At 54.0% G+C, this 15,190-nt stretch carries 12 protein-coding genes; 10 read left to right on the top strand and 2 right to left on the bottom strand.

Annotated features, from left to right (window positions below; translation table 11 throughout):
- The first annotated feature begins 237 nt into the window (after positions 1-237).
- Positions 238-1,209, top strand: a complete 972-nt coding sequence (locus tag DJ69_RS02660) for a competence protein CoiA family protein (RefSeq protein ID WP_180271700.1) — start codon at positions 238-240, stop codon at positions 1,207-1,209.
- 6 nt (positions 1,210-1,215) lie between these two features.
- On the opposite strand, the gene DJ69_RS02655 is transcribed toward DJ69_RS02660, so the two are convergent.
- On the bottom strand, positions 1,216-2,982 hold the full coding sequence (locus DJ69_RS02655; protein WP_099254182.1) for a DUF262 domain-containing protein: 1,767 nt from the start codon (positions 2,980-2,982) through the stop codon (positions 1,216-1,218).
- 90 nt (positions 2,983-3,072) lie between these two features.
- Here DJ69_RS02655 and DJ69_RS02650 point away from each other — a divergent pair, with 90 nt between their 5' ends.
- Positions 3,073-4,128 carry a GNAT family N-acetyltransferase gene (locus DJ69_RS02650; protein ID WP_099254181.1) on the top strand — a complete coding sequence of 352 codons (1,056 nt, stop codon included), beginning with the start codon at positions 3,073-3,075 and terminating at the stop codon, positions 4,126-4,128.
- Between the two features lie 21 nt (positions 4,129-4,149).
- Here the strand turns inward: DJ69_RS02650 and DJ69_RS02645 are convergent, their stop codons facing one another.
- Positions 4,150-4,587 (bottom strand): TIR domain-containing protein, encoded by a 438-nt coding sequence (locus DJ69_RS02645; protein WP_099254180.1) that lies wholly within the window; start codon positions 4,585-4,587, stop codon positions 4,150-4,152.
- A gap of 128 nt (positions 4,588-4,715) precedes the next feature.
- On the opposite strand from DJ69_RS02645, the gene DJ69_RS02640 reads away from it, so the two are divergent.
- The 8 genes from DJ69_RS02640 to DJ69_RS19165 all read left to right on the top strand — a co-directional run bounded on the left by DJ69_RS02640 (position 4,716) and on the right by DJ69_RS19165 (position 15,015).
- The gene (locus tag DJ69_RS02640; protein WP_082226613.1) at positions 4,716-5,657 is read left to right on the top strand and encodes a TIR domain-containing protein; all 942 of its coding nucleotides are present in this window, start codon (positions 4,716-4,718) and stop codon (positions 5,655-5,657) included.
- Positions 5,650-6,420, top strand: coding sequence for a RipA family octameric membrane protein (locus DJ69_RS02635; protein WP_144050371.1), 771 nt, complete (start codon positions 5,650-5,652; stop codon positions 6,418-6,420). Before DJ69_RS02640 ends, DJ69_RS02635 begins: the two co-directional genes overlap by 8 nt.
- A 7-nt stretch (positions 6,421-6,427) precedes the next feature.
- Positions 6,428-6,649, top strand: coding sequence for a hypothetical protein (locus tag DJ69_RS02630; RefSeq protein ID WP_082226615.1), 222 nt, complete (start codon positions 6,428-6,430; stop codon positions 6,647-6,649).
- Between the two features lie 91 nt (positions 6,650-6,740).
- A complete protein-coding gene (locus DJ69_RS02625) occupies positions 6,741-6,932 on the top strand; it encodes a hypothetical protein (RefSeq protein WP_049908457.1) in 192 nt (63 codons plus the stop codon).
- A 3-nt stretch (positions 6,933-6,935) separates the two neighbouring features.
- On the top strand, positions 6,936-11,072 hold the full coding sequence (locus DJ69_RS02620) for a class I SAM-dependent DNA methyltransferase (RefSeq protein WP_099254178.1): 4,137 nt from the start codon (positions 6,936-6,938) through the stop codon (positions 11,070-11,072).
- Positions 11,069-14,038, top strand: a complete 2,970-nt coding sequence (locus DJ69_RS02615; RefSeq protein WP_099254177.1) for a DEAD/DEAH box helicase — start codon at positions 11,069-11,071, stop codon at positions 14,036-14,038. The genes DJ69_RS02620 and DJ69_RS02615 overlap by 4 nt, the downstream gene beginning before the upstream one ends.
- A complete protein-coding gene (locus DJ69_RS02610; protein WP_049908458.1) occupies positions 14,035-14,583 on the top strand; it encodes a TATA-box-binding protein in 549 nt (182 codons plus the stop codon). Before DJ69_RS02615 ends, DJ69_RS02610 begins: the two co-directional genes overlap by 4 nt.
- 159 nt (positions 14,584-14,742) lie before the next feature.
- Complete coding sequence (locus tag DJ69_RS19165) at positions 14,743-15,015, top strand: hypothetical protein (protein ID WP_082226617.1); 273 nt, start codon at positions 14,743-14,745, stop codon at positions 15,013-15,015.
- Positions 15,016-15,190: the final 175 nt, after the last annotated feature.

Below are 15,190 nucleotides of genomic sequence, written 5' to 3'. Positions count from 1 at the left end.
ACCGGAGAAATGGTCAATATACTCGAGTGACAAGCAAATCTAATACACGCACCCACCTCGATGCCATATCTTGGAGTTCAAAAAGGAACACGGGTTATCCCACCACAAGTAGCCGACGGCACGACTGTTACTTGTCCTGCGTGTGACCAACCGATGGCTGTTGTACGGTCTCACGAATGAGGCTCTGCGTTCATTTCCCGTCATTTCCGCCACCACGAACAGGAAGGGCGTTCTGAAATGGGGCAAACTGCAGGTCAGGCAACCTTTGCTGATCTAGTAGATGTCGGCGAGTGCTCCGGCGAATCGGACGAGCATATGAAAATGAAATCGATTGCGTATGCTCGATTGGAACACGATTTCCCCGATGCGACAGTTGAGCTGGAATCCGGTATCGACGGCCGAATTGCGGATGTCTTGCTCACATTCGACACTCCCCGAAAACCCTATGGAAAGGGTATCGCGATAGAGGCTCAGTACCGGAATCTAAGCAAAGATACTGAGGCAGTTACTGACCATTATCTACAGCATGACTATAGCGTTGCGTGGCTCGATGAGGACGATTTCTCAGCGTACGATGTTGATCTCTCCGGAATACTGACCGTCTGGCCCTATGCGCTTCCGACGCGGTCTAATACGGAGGGGTATCCGGAAGTCACCAAATGGCTCTGGCAAGAGAAGTCATCCTCTGTTTCGTTAGAGATTCCTATTCCCGGAGAATATTGGGGTTCGTTCGATAAGTCGGATGAGTGGGTGACTGTTGCTCAACAAGATCTTCGACGAAAGGGGCGCGCTTGGGCGACTGTTTCTCGCTCCCCAACGGGTCAGCTAACTCTTCAACTTGGAAAGAAGGACTGGGGCTGGGATGGCGATACCCACCGTGTCACCGTTCAACTTGAAGATTCGGATACCCAGGAACTCCGATCATTCACTGATAACTTGGAACGGCTAGCGTTTGGACCAGATCGCCCGAGTGAGGAAGATCGGGAACGCCCTTGGCATGATTTGACGACTGCTTGGTTCGCTGGCTCTCCTCGTGTTACCTCTTGGCTTTCGGCTTCCCTCTCTCCCGATGACGACGTGGTCCTCTCGTTAGGAAAGAAACATCCCAAGGAGACTGACCGAGTTAGTGTTCAGATCGACGATACTGCGACTCAGGCTCTGGACGACCTAACCACACTTCTTGAGAGGGCCTTCGAACTGGAGGCCTGACTTCTACTAGAACGGCTGGTGTTCGAGGATGTGCTCCATAATGAGCCGTTCGCGGGCGTCCACGAACTCTTCGAACGTCATCTCCTTTGCGCCCTCCGGGATATGATGAGTCTGCTTGTAGTCGTCCGTTCTGGAGTTCATCCAGTCCTCGAAGTCATCGTCCGATTTCATCTTGTTCGTCTTGTCAATCAGTAACTGGAGGTTCCCCACCCGGTCAGCATCTGCTTCTTCGGGGAGAACCGATTTTGGGATGATGTGGTCGATATCGTAGTCTTTGCCCCGTGCCGGCTCATCGGGGTAGTGTGATAGCTGCAGAAGGAACTCGATGTCGCGCTTCCCGTACTGGAGCTCCTCGAAAAGCGTGGTCAACTTTTCTTCGGTGAAACGGAGGGAGGTTCCGTAACTGGATGCCACTTCATCACTGATCCGCTCAAGTGGGAACTCCGAGCTCTCTTCCTCTCGGATAACATCCCGGACGAGTTCTGCGATCTGGTTCGATGATTGGCTGGTGAATCCGTTGAGTCGGGCTGCACAGATATAGTAGAGAATGTCACGACGTCGCCCGCGACCTTTGACTGAGGTCGAATCGAGCGAGGGATTCTCGTTCTGGTAGAGGTAGTAGGCGATAGGTGTGTAGAGGGCGGGACTGAGGATGTAGGTCACCGTCGGATAGTAACTATTCAGAAGCTCAGCGAGTTGTTCCATCGTGTTCGAGAACGTATCGGTGAGCCAGATCTCCTTCAGATTCCGCAGCAAGTCGAGTGTGTAGTTGTCGAACCGATACTGGATCTCGTTGCCGTTGATTGCGAGCAGTACCTTCTGGACGTGCTTCGTAGCAAAAGGAGCGTTCCCACCGTCGATGATCCCGTTCAGTTCGTCGACCATCGAGTGCACCTCGTCCCGTGCGTTGATTTCCGGCGGCTCCTGTTGCCAGCTACTAGTCATCAACGACAGGAGGATTTCGGCACGATTCGGTGTCACCCCTCCCTGATTGATCCGTACGAAGACGTCGCGAACACGGGTGATGTCGTTCTCGTCTTCGGTAAAGAAGTGGAGCTTCTCGTCCTTGTGGACCGCTCGATAGAGGTCCTCGAAATTACGCTGAGCGTTGAGAATCAGACTATCTGAATTCTCTATCTCGGGGTGGTTCTCGACCAGCTCCTGGATCTCTCCCTCAATTTCCTGGCGTTCTGCATAGAAATCGTCGTTGTCAGAGATGGACATGATTCGGTTGACTGGGTACCAGTATGCATTCGCGGTTGCGGACTGCTCAGAGCGGAAGGAGAAGTCGTATTTATTGCCGAGTTCCGAGTCCGCTGTCTGCGGGTCCGAGAGGAGGTTGAGATAGAGTCGCTTCTGAACCCACGAACTGGCCTTGTTCCGGGGGTGGTTGTGTTTCCGCTCGTAGAATGATCCAGTCAGACCGATATTGAGCGCGGTCAGTCGCTGCTGGCCGTCGAGGACTAGTTTCACCGGTGACGGGAGTGGGTCTTCAGAATTGTGCGGGGGGTTTCGATGGGTCGGTGTTGTGAGTGACTGGGGAAAATTTGGTTCGTCGACGTAGTGGGTGACGAAGCGATATTTGGGCTGAGCCTGTGCTTCCTCAGCCGAGAGGTTCCACTGAAGGAGCGCACCGATCGGATAGTCCCGTAACAGGGAATCAAACAGATCCACGATGTCACTCGTTTCCCAGACGAACTCCCGCTGAATCGCGGGTAAGAGATAAGAATAATTTATGTTTTCCACGACCTCAGCGATCCGCTTGGTTTCCATATTCCGTCTTGTGGTATGCTGGTTTTATATATCTACATAGTGGTGGTCGCCTATCATTTATAACGAAACAGAGCAATTTCTGATACGGAAATGAGCTTGAATATACCACTTCCTGCGGGTCTCGGGGACTATGCTTGGCTCGAAACTCTTGTTCAACGTGAAGAAATTGATCAAACGATTCCTCTCTATATCGAAGCTGATGACGGGATTGAGGTCGTCGCTGTTTCCCTTCTCTGTGAAGATGATCTTCGGATGATCTACCGGGCACCTAATGGCTGGCAATTGCTCACAGAATATGAGTTGTCCGAGGACCCGATTATTCACGTAGACGACCTCCTTGATGCTGTCGTTGCATTTGTGGGAACAGACGCGAGAGTTGTTCAAAAACTCGCTCAGGAACTCGGTGAGAAGTTAGAGGAGCATTGGAAGATGGGATTTGTTCCGTATAGTCAATCTGGGAAGGGGGACAAATTTGAGGAACTTAGACAGGACTGCAATTGCTCAGGGATTGACGACCCGTCAATTGAGCGTGTTCCGGGAATGTCCGAAATCGAGGAATCAGCAGAATTTCGCTGCCATAACTGTATGAGCTTATATGGTATCGAGTATCAGGGTCGTAGAATCGATCTTGATGAGGTGTTCAGTGCTGAGTGGCTCTTCACGAATTCGACTCCGGATGACATCGTGGAGATCGGTGCCGAAGATTCATTTCTCGTGTATTCTGATGGTCGACCAATAGACAAAACAGAACGAGTCATCGGCGCGATGACTAGCTATGGTGGTGACACGAGTTCTTCTTTTGCCCGATATATCCCTGAGAACCACCAGGGATTGCTCTATATTCGAGATGACGACGCGGCTGGATACGTCACTTGGGAAGAGCTGGATGGAATACAGGTTCTTCGACAGCTGTATGTCCGGGATCATTACCGGCGCCGGGGGATTGCTGAGGAATTGATTCAGACTTGGTGCCAGGAGTACTGCGAGGATGGTGTCTACTACATCGACGAACCGAACGACAAGAGCCGATCTCTGTTTTCAAAACTGGGTCATATTGACGGTGACGGTGAGTACGAAGCGATCGAACTATACCCGATTCGCGGAGTTGGAAATAGTCTCGACGGTAGCCAGACTCTCCCTCAATAGTTCATCCACGCTCTCATCAACTCAATCAGCCAGGTCTCGAATTCCCTCTACCACACTCTTTCCTTGCCACCCCACGATCTGATCTGCGTGGTCTTCAACGAAATTGGGCATCTGCTCGTTTCCGCGCGGTGTAACACCCAGAATAGGCTTGCTCTCGATTTCAGCTAAAATAGTTTCTTTCTTGATCCATTTGCTGTGTGCTACGTACATTCCCCCGAGTATTATTACGACCGTAGCTGGCTTGATCTGGTCTTCCCGGAGCGCCTGTTCCAGCTCCTCTTCGGTGTCAGCATCGATCTCATCCACCTTCGGTACTGAGTAGTTCCGGAAACTGAAATTCGGGTAGTCGCGAAGTAGTTCTACCATCCGATTGTACTCGTCGCTGTACTCCCAAGAGTGCGAGATGAACAGTCGGTATTCGCTCCGACGGTTGCTTGAAGATCTGCTGTTGAAGCTCATAACTATATGCGAATTGTTGACGGCTTACCCGTTTAGTACTATGGTCCTCTCTGATGCGGAATCCAAATCTGCCGATATTCCAGGGGGGAAGAACTTATACTATTTAAAAACGGATTGTTCATACGGTTATGAGCCAAGACACCTCCTCCCCATTGAAAACCACCTGGGAGGCCGCGTTTGATGATATTCGTGGCAGTCCAAACCCCGAATCAGCTGTTCGATTCGTTCTGAAGTCAGCTGTGAACGATCTACCTACCGGATTCTATCGCGATGATGGAGACCGCCTACTGCCGACCTACAAAGGGAACGATCTCGGAAAGGAGTTCACCGTTCGAGAACTCGGCCCCGTTTATACAGTCACGCAATCTGGGGATAACAGTCTCCCTGAGCTCAGTTCCTCTCAACCGTCGCTCTTCGAGCCGAATGACCAACAGTCGGGCCTTGTCCCGACCGACGATTCCCTGAGCCGCAGTTCTACCGACACTCAGAACCAGCAGGGGCTCTCGTCTGGACAAAAAATCGCTGGCGGTGCTTTGCTCCTATATGCTGCCTACAAAGGGCTGGAAGCCTTGGCCTCTGCAGGCTCGTCGACTCAAGAGTCCTCTTCCTCCTCAGGCGGAAATACTGGGCAATCACTCCCTCGCTTAGCACGCGCTGCAACTCGACTTGAGGACAAGCAGTACAACGTTTTTGTCTCCCACTCGTGGGAGTATGACGAACACTACGAGCGTATCGTTGATTTCCTTGATGAGGTTCCGTCGCTCAAGTGGCAGAATCATAGTGTCCCTTCAACTGACCCCCTGCCCGTGGATACCGAGTCTGCCCTTCGCTCTGAACTCCGGAACCAGATGAAAACGGCGTCGGTTGTCGTCGTAAGTAGTGGAATGTACGGTGCTCACAGCACTTGGATCCCGGAGGAGCTGGAACTCGCCGATGAACTGGACAAGCCGGTGATCGCAATCATTCCAGAGGGACAATCGAAGGTCCCCGAGAAAATCCAAGAAGTCGCAGATACTCAGGTAGGATGGCGAAAGGCCTCGCTTGTCGACGCACTCGCTGAATATGCCTGATTCAACCGACGAAGCGGCGGTTGATCTCTCAGAGGATGGCGCCGATACTGACGATGGAGACACGCCCGAAACAGAACCTGAACACTCTGAAGAGGTCACCGGAGGGGACCCTGCTGAGCCATCTGAGGAGGAAGATGTTACAACTGGACCGCTGGCTAATCTAAGTGAGGACGAGAAGAATCGACTGATGGAGCAGTACATACATTACGGGGAGGTTGCGATCGAGACAGCCAATCAGCGAGTCCAGATGAACCGCTTTTTCGGTCTGATTTTAACCTCGATACTGGCCGGTCTCTTTGCCCTCGCCCGCGGCAATCTCACGACCACTAACGCTGCGATCGTTCTCTTCGCATCAGGATTCGGTAGTCTGATTTGCTACTTTTGGTATCAAAGTCTTCAATCATACCGCCGGCTGAACAAAGCGCGGTATGCTATCTTGAATGAGATCGAATCGGTTCTCCCTGTTCGCATGTATCTCGATGAATGGCGATACTTGAAGCGAGAGAAACCCGACCCAGAAATCGTTGATCCTCGTCCAGCTGAAGATGCTGATCACCGCTCGCATACAATTGTGGAACAGTGGTTCGTCCGCCTATTGGCTGCTGGATACATCTCCGTCGGAGGATATGCCGGCGGGTTCATTCTTACTCCTCAGGTGAAGAGGTTCATTCCATCACTACCGGACCCATCGATGGTTGGTTTTGGTGTTGGTGGCGTCCTCTTAATCGGCTTAGCCATCTTCTTTAGGATTCAAACCCGCTGAAACCACTATGAGACGCTTCGACACCGGTGATTCGGTTCGAATTGATATCCCTGATGAGACGGATCCCGATCACGATCGACTCCATGGGCGTCGCGGAACAGTTGTTGAGATCATTTCTGACGATGCAGGAGCTGTGACCGATGATGAACGGGAGGGGTATCTCTTTCGCGTTGAATTGGATGATGGCGAAACTGTCGACGTGCGCTGGCGTGATCTCCGGCCTGCTTGACGTGACTGCGATGCTGGTAATCGTATCAACCGAGACGGAATAGTCTAAGTAAAGACTATATAATGGCGGTCAGTTGGGCAAAGCATCGCGAATGACTCGAAAAACAATCGCCCGGAATTCAGGCAACTCCGGGCGGGTGAACATCTCGGGTTCTGAGCTCGAAATGCTTGAAGCCGGGATCGGCGACGATGTCGACGTCGACGTTGCCGATACGAAGGACGTCGCTCACGCTATCATCGACAGCAAGGACACGGACCAGTTCCTCATCGTCACTCCACTATAACGTATGCAAACGGCACTCACCTATCGGACGAATCGCGACCTGTTCTCGAACTACTACCTGGACGAGCACCTCCCCGAAACCGAGGCGTGGGACGAGCTTAGCGACGAGGACCTCCGCGAGGCGAAAGCGGACATCATGGACCTGTGGGAGCGCGAGAAGGGTACGGCTCCCAAGCGTAACGAGTCCCAGCTCGAGGAGAAGTTTATCCGGCCGATGTTCCGGAAACTGGGTATCCCCTTCGAGGTCGAAGAGAGTACCAGCCGGACCCAGCGCCGTCCCGACTATGGCTTCTTCGAGACCGAGGACGCCGCACGCGGTGCGTTCGAGCGCCGCGAGGAAGGTGGCGATTTCTACAAGGACGCCGTCGCCGTCGCGGACGCCAAGCGCTGGGGTCGTCCGCTCGATACCCGCGGGAGCGGGGAACACGAGCGGGACTTCGAGAACCCGAGCTACCAGATTCACGTCTACCTGCAGGAGACGCCGGCGCGGTGGGCCGTCCTCACTGACGGGAAGAAGTGGCGGCTCTACTACGGTCCGACGAGCCACCGCCTCGACTCCTACTACGAAATCGACCTGCCGACCGTCCTCGAAAAAGGCGATCTTGAGGATTTCAAATACTTCTACCTCTTCTTCAGGCACGGCGCATTCCTCGAGGACTCCAGCGGCGAGTGCTTCCTCGATGAAGTCTACGACGAGTCTAATGTCTTCGCCCAAGAGTTGGGAGAGGACCTCCAGGACAACATCTACGAGGCGATCAAGGTGCTCTCGGAGGGATTCATGCAGTACCCGGACAACGACCTCTCCGAGGACGATCTCGACCTCATTCACGACAGTTCGCTCATCTACCTCTACCGGCTCATCTTCGTGCTCTACGCAGAAAGTGAGGGTCGTGACCTGCTCGACACGAACAACGAGATCTACGAGGAATCCTACAGTCTGAATACACTCAAGCAGGACGTCGCTGAAGAACTCGACAGCCCGAATCCGAAGTATCGCGACTGGCAAGACAACCTCTGGGACCGACTGGACGAGCTGTTCAAACTCATCGACCAGGGCAGTCAGTCGCGCGGTATCCCTGAGGAGGACCTTTACATCCCAGCGTACAACGGCGGACTGTTCAGAACTGACCCGGACGAGGACGACAGCGTCGAAGCCCGGTTCCTCGCGACCCACCAGGTCGGGGACGCCTACCTCGCTGAGGTCATCGAACTACTCACCCGGAGTCAGAACGGCAACGGCGGCGGGAAGATCTTCGTCGACTACTCGTCGCTGGACGTCCGCCACCTGGGGAGCATCTACGAGGGGCTTCTCGAGTATCAGCTCGACGTCGCTGACGAACCGCTCGCGCTGGAGGACGGTGAGTACGTCCCTGCCGGCGAGGGTGACGAGGTGATCGTCGAGGAGGGTGAAATCCACCTTACGACCGGGTCTGGGGAACGCAAAGCCACGGGCTCGTACTACACGCCGGAGTACGTCGTTGAGTACATCGTCGAAGAGACGCTGGAACCGCTCGTCACGGATATCCGGAACGACCTCATGGCACAGAGTGCCCGGGGTGAGCGTGGATTTGCAGCGGAATTCGCAGAACGCATCTTCGACCTAAAGATCCTCGATCCCGCGATGGGAAGCGGTCACTTCCTGACGAGTGCTATCGACTATCTGGCGCGTGAGATCATCGACGCCCAAGAAAAGCAGGCCGCCCAGCAGGGAATCGAAACCGTCGACGAAGAGCACGACATCAACTGGGCCCGCCGGCAGGTCGCCCAGCGCTGTATCTATGGCGTCGATCTGAATCCGCTCGCTGTCGAGCTTGCAAAGGTGTCCCTTTGGCTTCGGACGCTCGCGGCTGAACAACCGCTTGCGTTCTTAGATCACCACCTGAAGACGGGCAACTCGCTTGTCGGTAGCGACATCGAGGAAATTGAAGAGCTGGAGTCTGATGCTGGTGGTGATGGGCAGAACGCGACACTCGCTGACTTCGGTGTGGCTCGGAAGGGGACCATCGAACAGCTAATGCGGATCTATCAGGACTTCATCGCCATCGAGAACCAGGAACTCGCTGACGTCAAGGAGATGGAGGCCAAGTACGACGAGTTCGAACGGAACAAGCTTCGGCAGCGGCTTGAAGCGATGACGAATGTCCATACTGCCGAAGAATTTGGTCTGGATAATCTTCCCTCCGACGCCTATCAACGCATGGCTGCGGCCTTGGAAGACGATGAAAAGTGGGCCGCAATCGAGGGTCTGCAGTGGTTCGAAGACGCTCAAAAATGGGCAGATGAGAATGATTACTTCCATTGGAAGCTGGAGTATCCAGAGGTCTTCTACGACGTGGACGGGAACAGTGTATCCGATCCTGGATTTGACGCAGTTATTGGGAACCCCCCGTATGTCCGGATGGAACAAATCAAACCGCTAAAGCCGTTCCTCTCGTCGCGATATGACGTTCATGATACCCGCGTGGACTTGTATGCATACTTTATTGAGCGGAGTCTGGAGCTTTGTTCCTCCAAATATGGGGTGATTGTTTCTAATAAGTGGATGAGGGCTAAGTATGGAGAAAACCTCAGAGAACTATTGACAAATTATCAAGTCGAACAGGTGCTAGACTTCGGTGATCTAGAAGTATTCCCGGGTATATCGACGTACCCAGCGATATTCATCATAGACGCTCGAGAGAGATTCGTCGAAGATGTTCGAGCAGCAAAATTCGAGAGTCTGGATTTTGATGACCTGTCCGCAAAGTTTGAAGAACTGGCGGTGTCACTACCTGCCGAATATTTCGACTCGGACAAGTGGTCAATGGGGTCTGTCGATGAAGAACGGGTCAAAAGGACACTCGACAATCGCTCTAACGAACTAGTTGAATATGTAACAGAGGTTGCGGGAGTCAAGAATGCAGTTGATGGTCTCGGGAGAGGCGTCGTAACAGGCGGGAATGACGCTTTTGTTATTGACGAAAAGAAGCGAAACGAATTGGTATCACAAGACGAGAGTTCAGCTGAAATAATCAAACCGCTTCTGAAAGGGACTGACCTCTCTCGGTATCATATTGACAACCAATCGAGGTATCTAATTTATTCCAAAGTCGGTGTCAATATCGACGACTATCCTGCGGTGAAGAATCATCTATCGAAGTACAAGGATCAGATTGGAGATACCGCAACAGATGAAGAATGGTACGAGCTCCAGCAGGATCAGGAAGAGTATGAACCCTTCTTTGAGAACCCGAAAATAGTCTATCCTGATATCTCAAAAGAGTGTAGCTTCGCTATGGATACGTCGGGATATTATATGGTTAATACCTGTTACTTTGTCCCCTCGGATTCCTATGCTCTCTTGGCAGTTCTGAACTCAACCCCTGTCAATTGGTACTATCAATTCGTAACGTCTGAGTACCGAGGTGGCTACCAACGGTCTTTCACACACGCTATCAAAGGGCTCCCTGTCCCCACATCTCTGGCGGATGAACAGGATGAGGACGTCGAAGAATTAGCTGACCTTGCCGAAGAGTTGACTGAATCCCGACAAACGAGGGAGTCACTTAATCTGGATCTGCTTGATTATATTCGTCCATATGATGATGGTCGGAAACTTGCCGATATCGGGATATATCAGCCCCCAGAAGGAGTTGCCGAGTCAATCATTGCGGAGACTACAGAGACACGGGACAGTCTTCGAGTTGGTTCCGTTTCAGTCACAGAAAACGGGTCAGACGTAGTAATTAGCCTCTCTGCTCGTTATAAACCTGAAGACGAAGAAGAATTCGAAACTGATCGTTGGGGCTATACGGAGACAGAATTGATCCCTGCAATGGAGTTTGTCGGACTTGACGACCGGACTCGTTCCCTGCTCGCCGAATTCGTCGAATATGCTGTGAGTGAGGGAGACGGCTTTGCCAACTTCCGGGACAACGCAACTTCCACAACATCGTTAGTTGATAGACTGGAGGAACTCACTTTACCCGCAATCGATGATATAGAGGACGATCTTGAGCGCTACCTCGATAGAAAAGAACACGCTGAAAAACTGGATGTGAAAATCAGCGACCTTGACTCTCAGATCGATAATAAGGTCTACGAACTGTTCAATCTCGACGAGGCTGATATTCAGATTATTGAGGAAGCTACAGAAGGATGAACCAATTCGAGGTCGGCGATCAAGTCAAGTTCGCCGGCGGGCGTGGAGAGATTACGAAAATCGAGCAACGGCCCAACGGTGGGCATCTCCTCCACGTCTACACCTCGGAGGGCCAGCTCCGCAAACTCCCCAGCGGCCTCCCTCACATCGAGAAACTCGACTCGCTCGTCGATCGCCTCGCAGCAGGCCAGTCCGACGCCCCACTCCACTACGACCTTCGAGAGCGGGCGATCCGGCTGGATCTCGCCTACAAGTACGATCGATTCCTCTCGCTGACCAGCAACCGCATCGAGATCGAACCGTACCAGGTACAGGCCGCCTACGAGATCCTCAACTCCTACGACCACCGCTACCTCATCGGCGACGAGGTCGGCCTCGGGAAGACCATCGAAGCCGGCATCGTCATCGAAGAGCTCATCGCTCGCGACCGCGCCGACCGGGTGCTCATCGTCGCGCCGGCGCCGCTGACCGTCCAGTGGCAGGAGGAGATGCGCGAGAAGTTCGACCGCAACTTCGTCATCTACGACCGCGAGACGGTTCGTACACACCGAAAGTCCCACCCCAGCCAGAACGTCTGGAAGCAAGAGGACCTCATCATCACCTCCATCGACTTCGCGAAGCAGACCACCGACGACCCCGAGTCGGACCGCGTCTCCGTCCTCGATGCCCTCCAGAATCTCGACGAGGAGTGGGACGTCGCGGTCTTCGACGAGGCCCATCACCTTACGGCCAGACGGTCGAGCGATGACTCCATCGAGCGGACACAGCGATACCAAGTTGGTGAGGCCGTCGCCGACAACTCCGATGCGCTGCTGTTGCTCACCGGGACCCCGCATAAGGGGAAATCAGACCAGTTCTACTTCCTCGTGAGCCTGCTCGATCCGTATCGCTTCAGCCACGAGTCGCAGATCAGTCCCGAGGCGCTTGAGGACCTGATGATCCGCCGGCTGAAGGACGATATGTACGAGACCGACGGGACCCGAATGTTCCCCGAGAAGAACATCGAGGCACTCCCGGTCGAGATGACTCGCGAGGAGCGGAAGCTGTACGACGACGTCACCGAGTACATCCGCGAGTACTACAACCTCGCCCAGCAGGAGGAGAACCAGGCGGCGGGGTTCACGATGGTCATCTACCAGAAGCGGCTGGTCTCGAGTATCTACGCGATCCGGAAGTCCCTCGAAAACCGGATGCGGGCGATTCAGAACGACGCCGTCGCAGAAGACCTCCCTGACGAGGTTCAGGACCTCATTCCGCGGTATAGTACCGAACCCGAGACGCTCACCGACGCAGAACGCGCTCGGGTCGAGGAGGCGCTTGAGACGGTCACGATTACGCTCAATCAGTCGCAAGTCCAGCAGGAGCTGGACCGCGTGAAACAGCTCTGGCAGCAGGCCAAGAACATCGAGACGGACTCGAAGGCCCGATTGCTCCGGCAGTTCGTCGACCGCATTCTCTCAGAGGACCCCGACGAGAAAATCCTGATCTTCACCGAATACACGGACACGCTGGAGTATCTACGTGACGAGGTCTTCGCTGATCATGATGTCGCCCAGGTGTACGGCGACCTCGAGCAGTCCCGTCGACGGGAAGAGATGAGCAAATTCGAGGAGGAGGCCAACCTGATGCTCGCGACTGACGCCGCCCAGGAAGGGCTCAACCTCCAGTTCGCCCACATCATGGTGAACTACGACCTCCCGTGGAATCCCATCAGGATCGACCAGCGGATGGGGCGGCTCCACCGCTACGGCCAGGAGCACACGGTCGAGATTCGGAATCTCTTCTTTGCCGATACCCGCGAGAGCGAGATCCTCAACCTGCTCATCGAGAAGACGAACCAGATCGAGTCGGACCTCGGGATGCGCTCAGATGTCCTCGGTCGCGTCCTCGAGGATGTCGACTTGGACGAGACGATAATGGCGGCTATCGCTGAAGGGGAGCCGACTGAACGTGTCGTCGCCGATATCGAGGCGACCATCGAGGAGAAACGCGAAGCGATTCAGACCGTCGAAAACGAGTTCCTGATTCGCGACCGCTTCGACCTCTCCGGCGAAGACGATGAGATTCTCGACGTGATCGAACGCAGTCAACACGGCGAGGTGTCCGAGGACGATATCGAGACGCTCGTGCGAGTGTTCTTCGACGAATTCGGCGGCTCTATCAAGGGCGTTCGACCGGGGCCGGCCAGGATGGAAGGGGACGTGTTCCAGTTGGATGTCCCTGAGGTCCTGAGTGGAAATCAGGTAGCACGACAGTACCCACGGGCCACGTTCACCAAGGATATCGCGATGGAGGAGGATGATGTCGAGTTCATCTCGCTTGACCATCCTCTCGTCGAGTCGCTCATCGAAATCTGCTCGGACAGCGACCGGATCCAGGGTGAAATTGCGACGAAGGTCGCTGCGACGGCGTCTCGAACGCCTGGAATCCTGTTCAATTACCGACTTGGCTACGTCTCCGGTGCCGGCGACGTGGTGACTGAGAAGTTCGTTCGCCTCTACGCTCGCCCGGATGGCAGTGTAACGACGGATGTTCCTCAACTCTCGAAGACGGTCGCTCCCAGTGACGTCTCGTTGTCGCACGAGGTTGATCGGCTCTCGAGTATGGCTGAGGACCTCTACGAGGCAGCAGAGATGGAGGCGTGGACGCACGTTGAGTCGTTTGCTGAAGAGGCCCGAACCGAACGAGAACGGGAGATCGAAATCAAACGTGAGCACGCTGAGCGATACTTCGAAGAGCAAATCGAAGAGTGGGAGGAGCGGTTAGAGCAGTACCAACAGCGGGCTGAGCAGGGTGCGGATATGTCCGCGCCGATTGGGAACGCGAAGCAGAAGCTCGAGAGTCTACGACGAGAACGTGAAGAGGAGCTATCCAGGCTTGAGGAAGAGAAGCACGTTACTCCCCAAGAACCGGAATTAGTAACAGCGGCGTACGTCGTCTCTCCTACAGAGGCAAAGGACGAATGATATCTATTGCGAACGCTGTCGGGTCGGGAGATTTGGGTGTGGAACTCGACGTCGCCGAGGTCGAGTCCGATTTGGATCTGCCATACACCGAATACGACCCTTCGAACTACCATGGTCTCTATCTTCGGCTTGTTGAGGGTGGTCCGCTCATCACGGTTTATCGGAGTGGGAAATACATCATCAGTGGGTGCTCTACGTTCGAACAGTTGTACGAAACGAACGACGCGTTCCTCACAACACTGTCTGAGTTGGACATCGTAGATGCAGAGACTGAAACCGGATTCACGGTACAGAACGTTGTCTGTACGGCACAGCTGGACGACCCGGTCGATCTGAATACACTCTCTATCGCGTTGGGCTTGGAATCCGTGGAATATGAGCCAGAACAGTTCCCCGGTCTCATCTATCGGCCCGCTGACCACCCGGCCGTTCTCTTGGTTTTTGCCAACGGGAAAATAGTCATCACAGGGGCTTCTGACGTGGACACTGCCGAGGATGCGTTCAAGCATCTTCAGAAACAGGTGACGACCTACCTCGAACAGTAACATCTCTGCATTCTATGCGAAAACACGTCTCTCGCGGTTCGTAAAACGACGCTTCTGAACACCTGCTTGTCGAACTGGTTGTCGGAGGTGGTAGTAGTCGATAGAATTCTCTCCAAGCCCGTCAGGTGTGATCGTCTTCAAAGCGCCCCTCATCCAAATATGACCTCAGACCCAGCGGATATTCTCGATGACCTGGCTGACCAGGTCGCCGAGGAATTCGAGGCGTACAGACAGCCGGACGAATTCAAAGACGTATCGCTTGTCATCGACAATAACGATCCAGACCGGCCAACGCTGATCGTTCATGTCGAGAGAGAGGACGCTGATACGCTGGCCGATGAAATCGAGAACTTCCTGCAAGAACGGGGTGCTCGAACTCAGCGCGAACGACACTCGGACACAGATGTCCGAGTGCTAGCGACCGTCGGGTGAGTTCTCAGTCCTCTCTGCTTTATTTTGGTCCCTCTCGGTAAGCCACTCCTAAGCTGTCAGTCTCGCCAAGAGTGAAGTGAGACCGATATCTTGGTAGGGAGTGTTCGATGGATTCAACGCTTCTCACCGGTCCGAAACACGCCCGATTGGAACGACGGGCATTTCAGCGGGCTGA

This window comes from Halorubrum persicum (assembly GCF_002727125.1).
Lineage (GTDB): Archaea > Halobacteriota > Halobacteria > Halobacteriales > Haloferacaceae > Halorubrum > Halorubrum persicum.
This window is presented reverse-complemented; position numbering and strand designations above follow the sequence as displayed.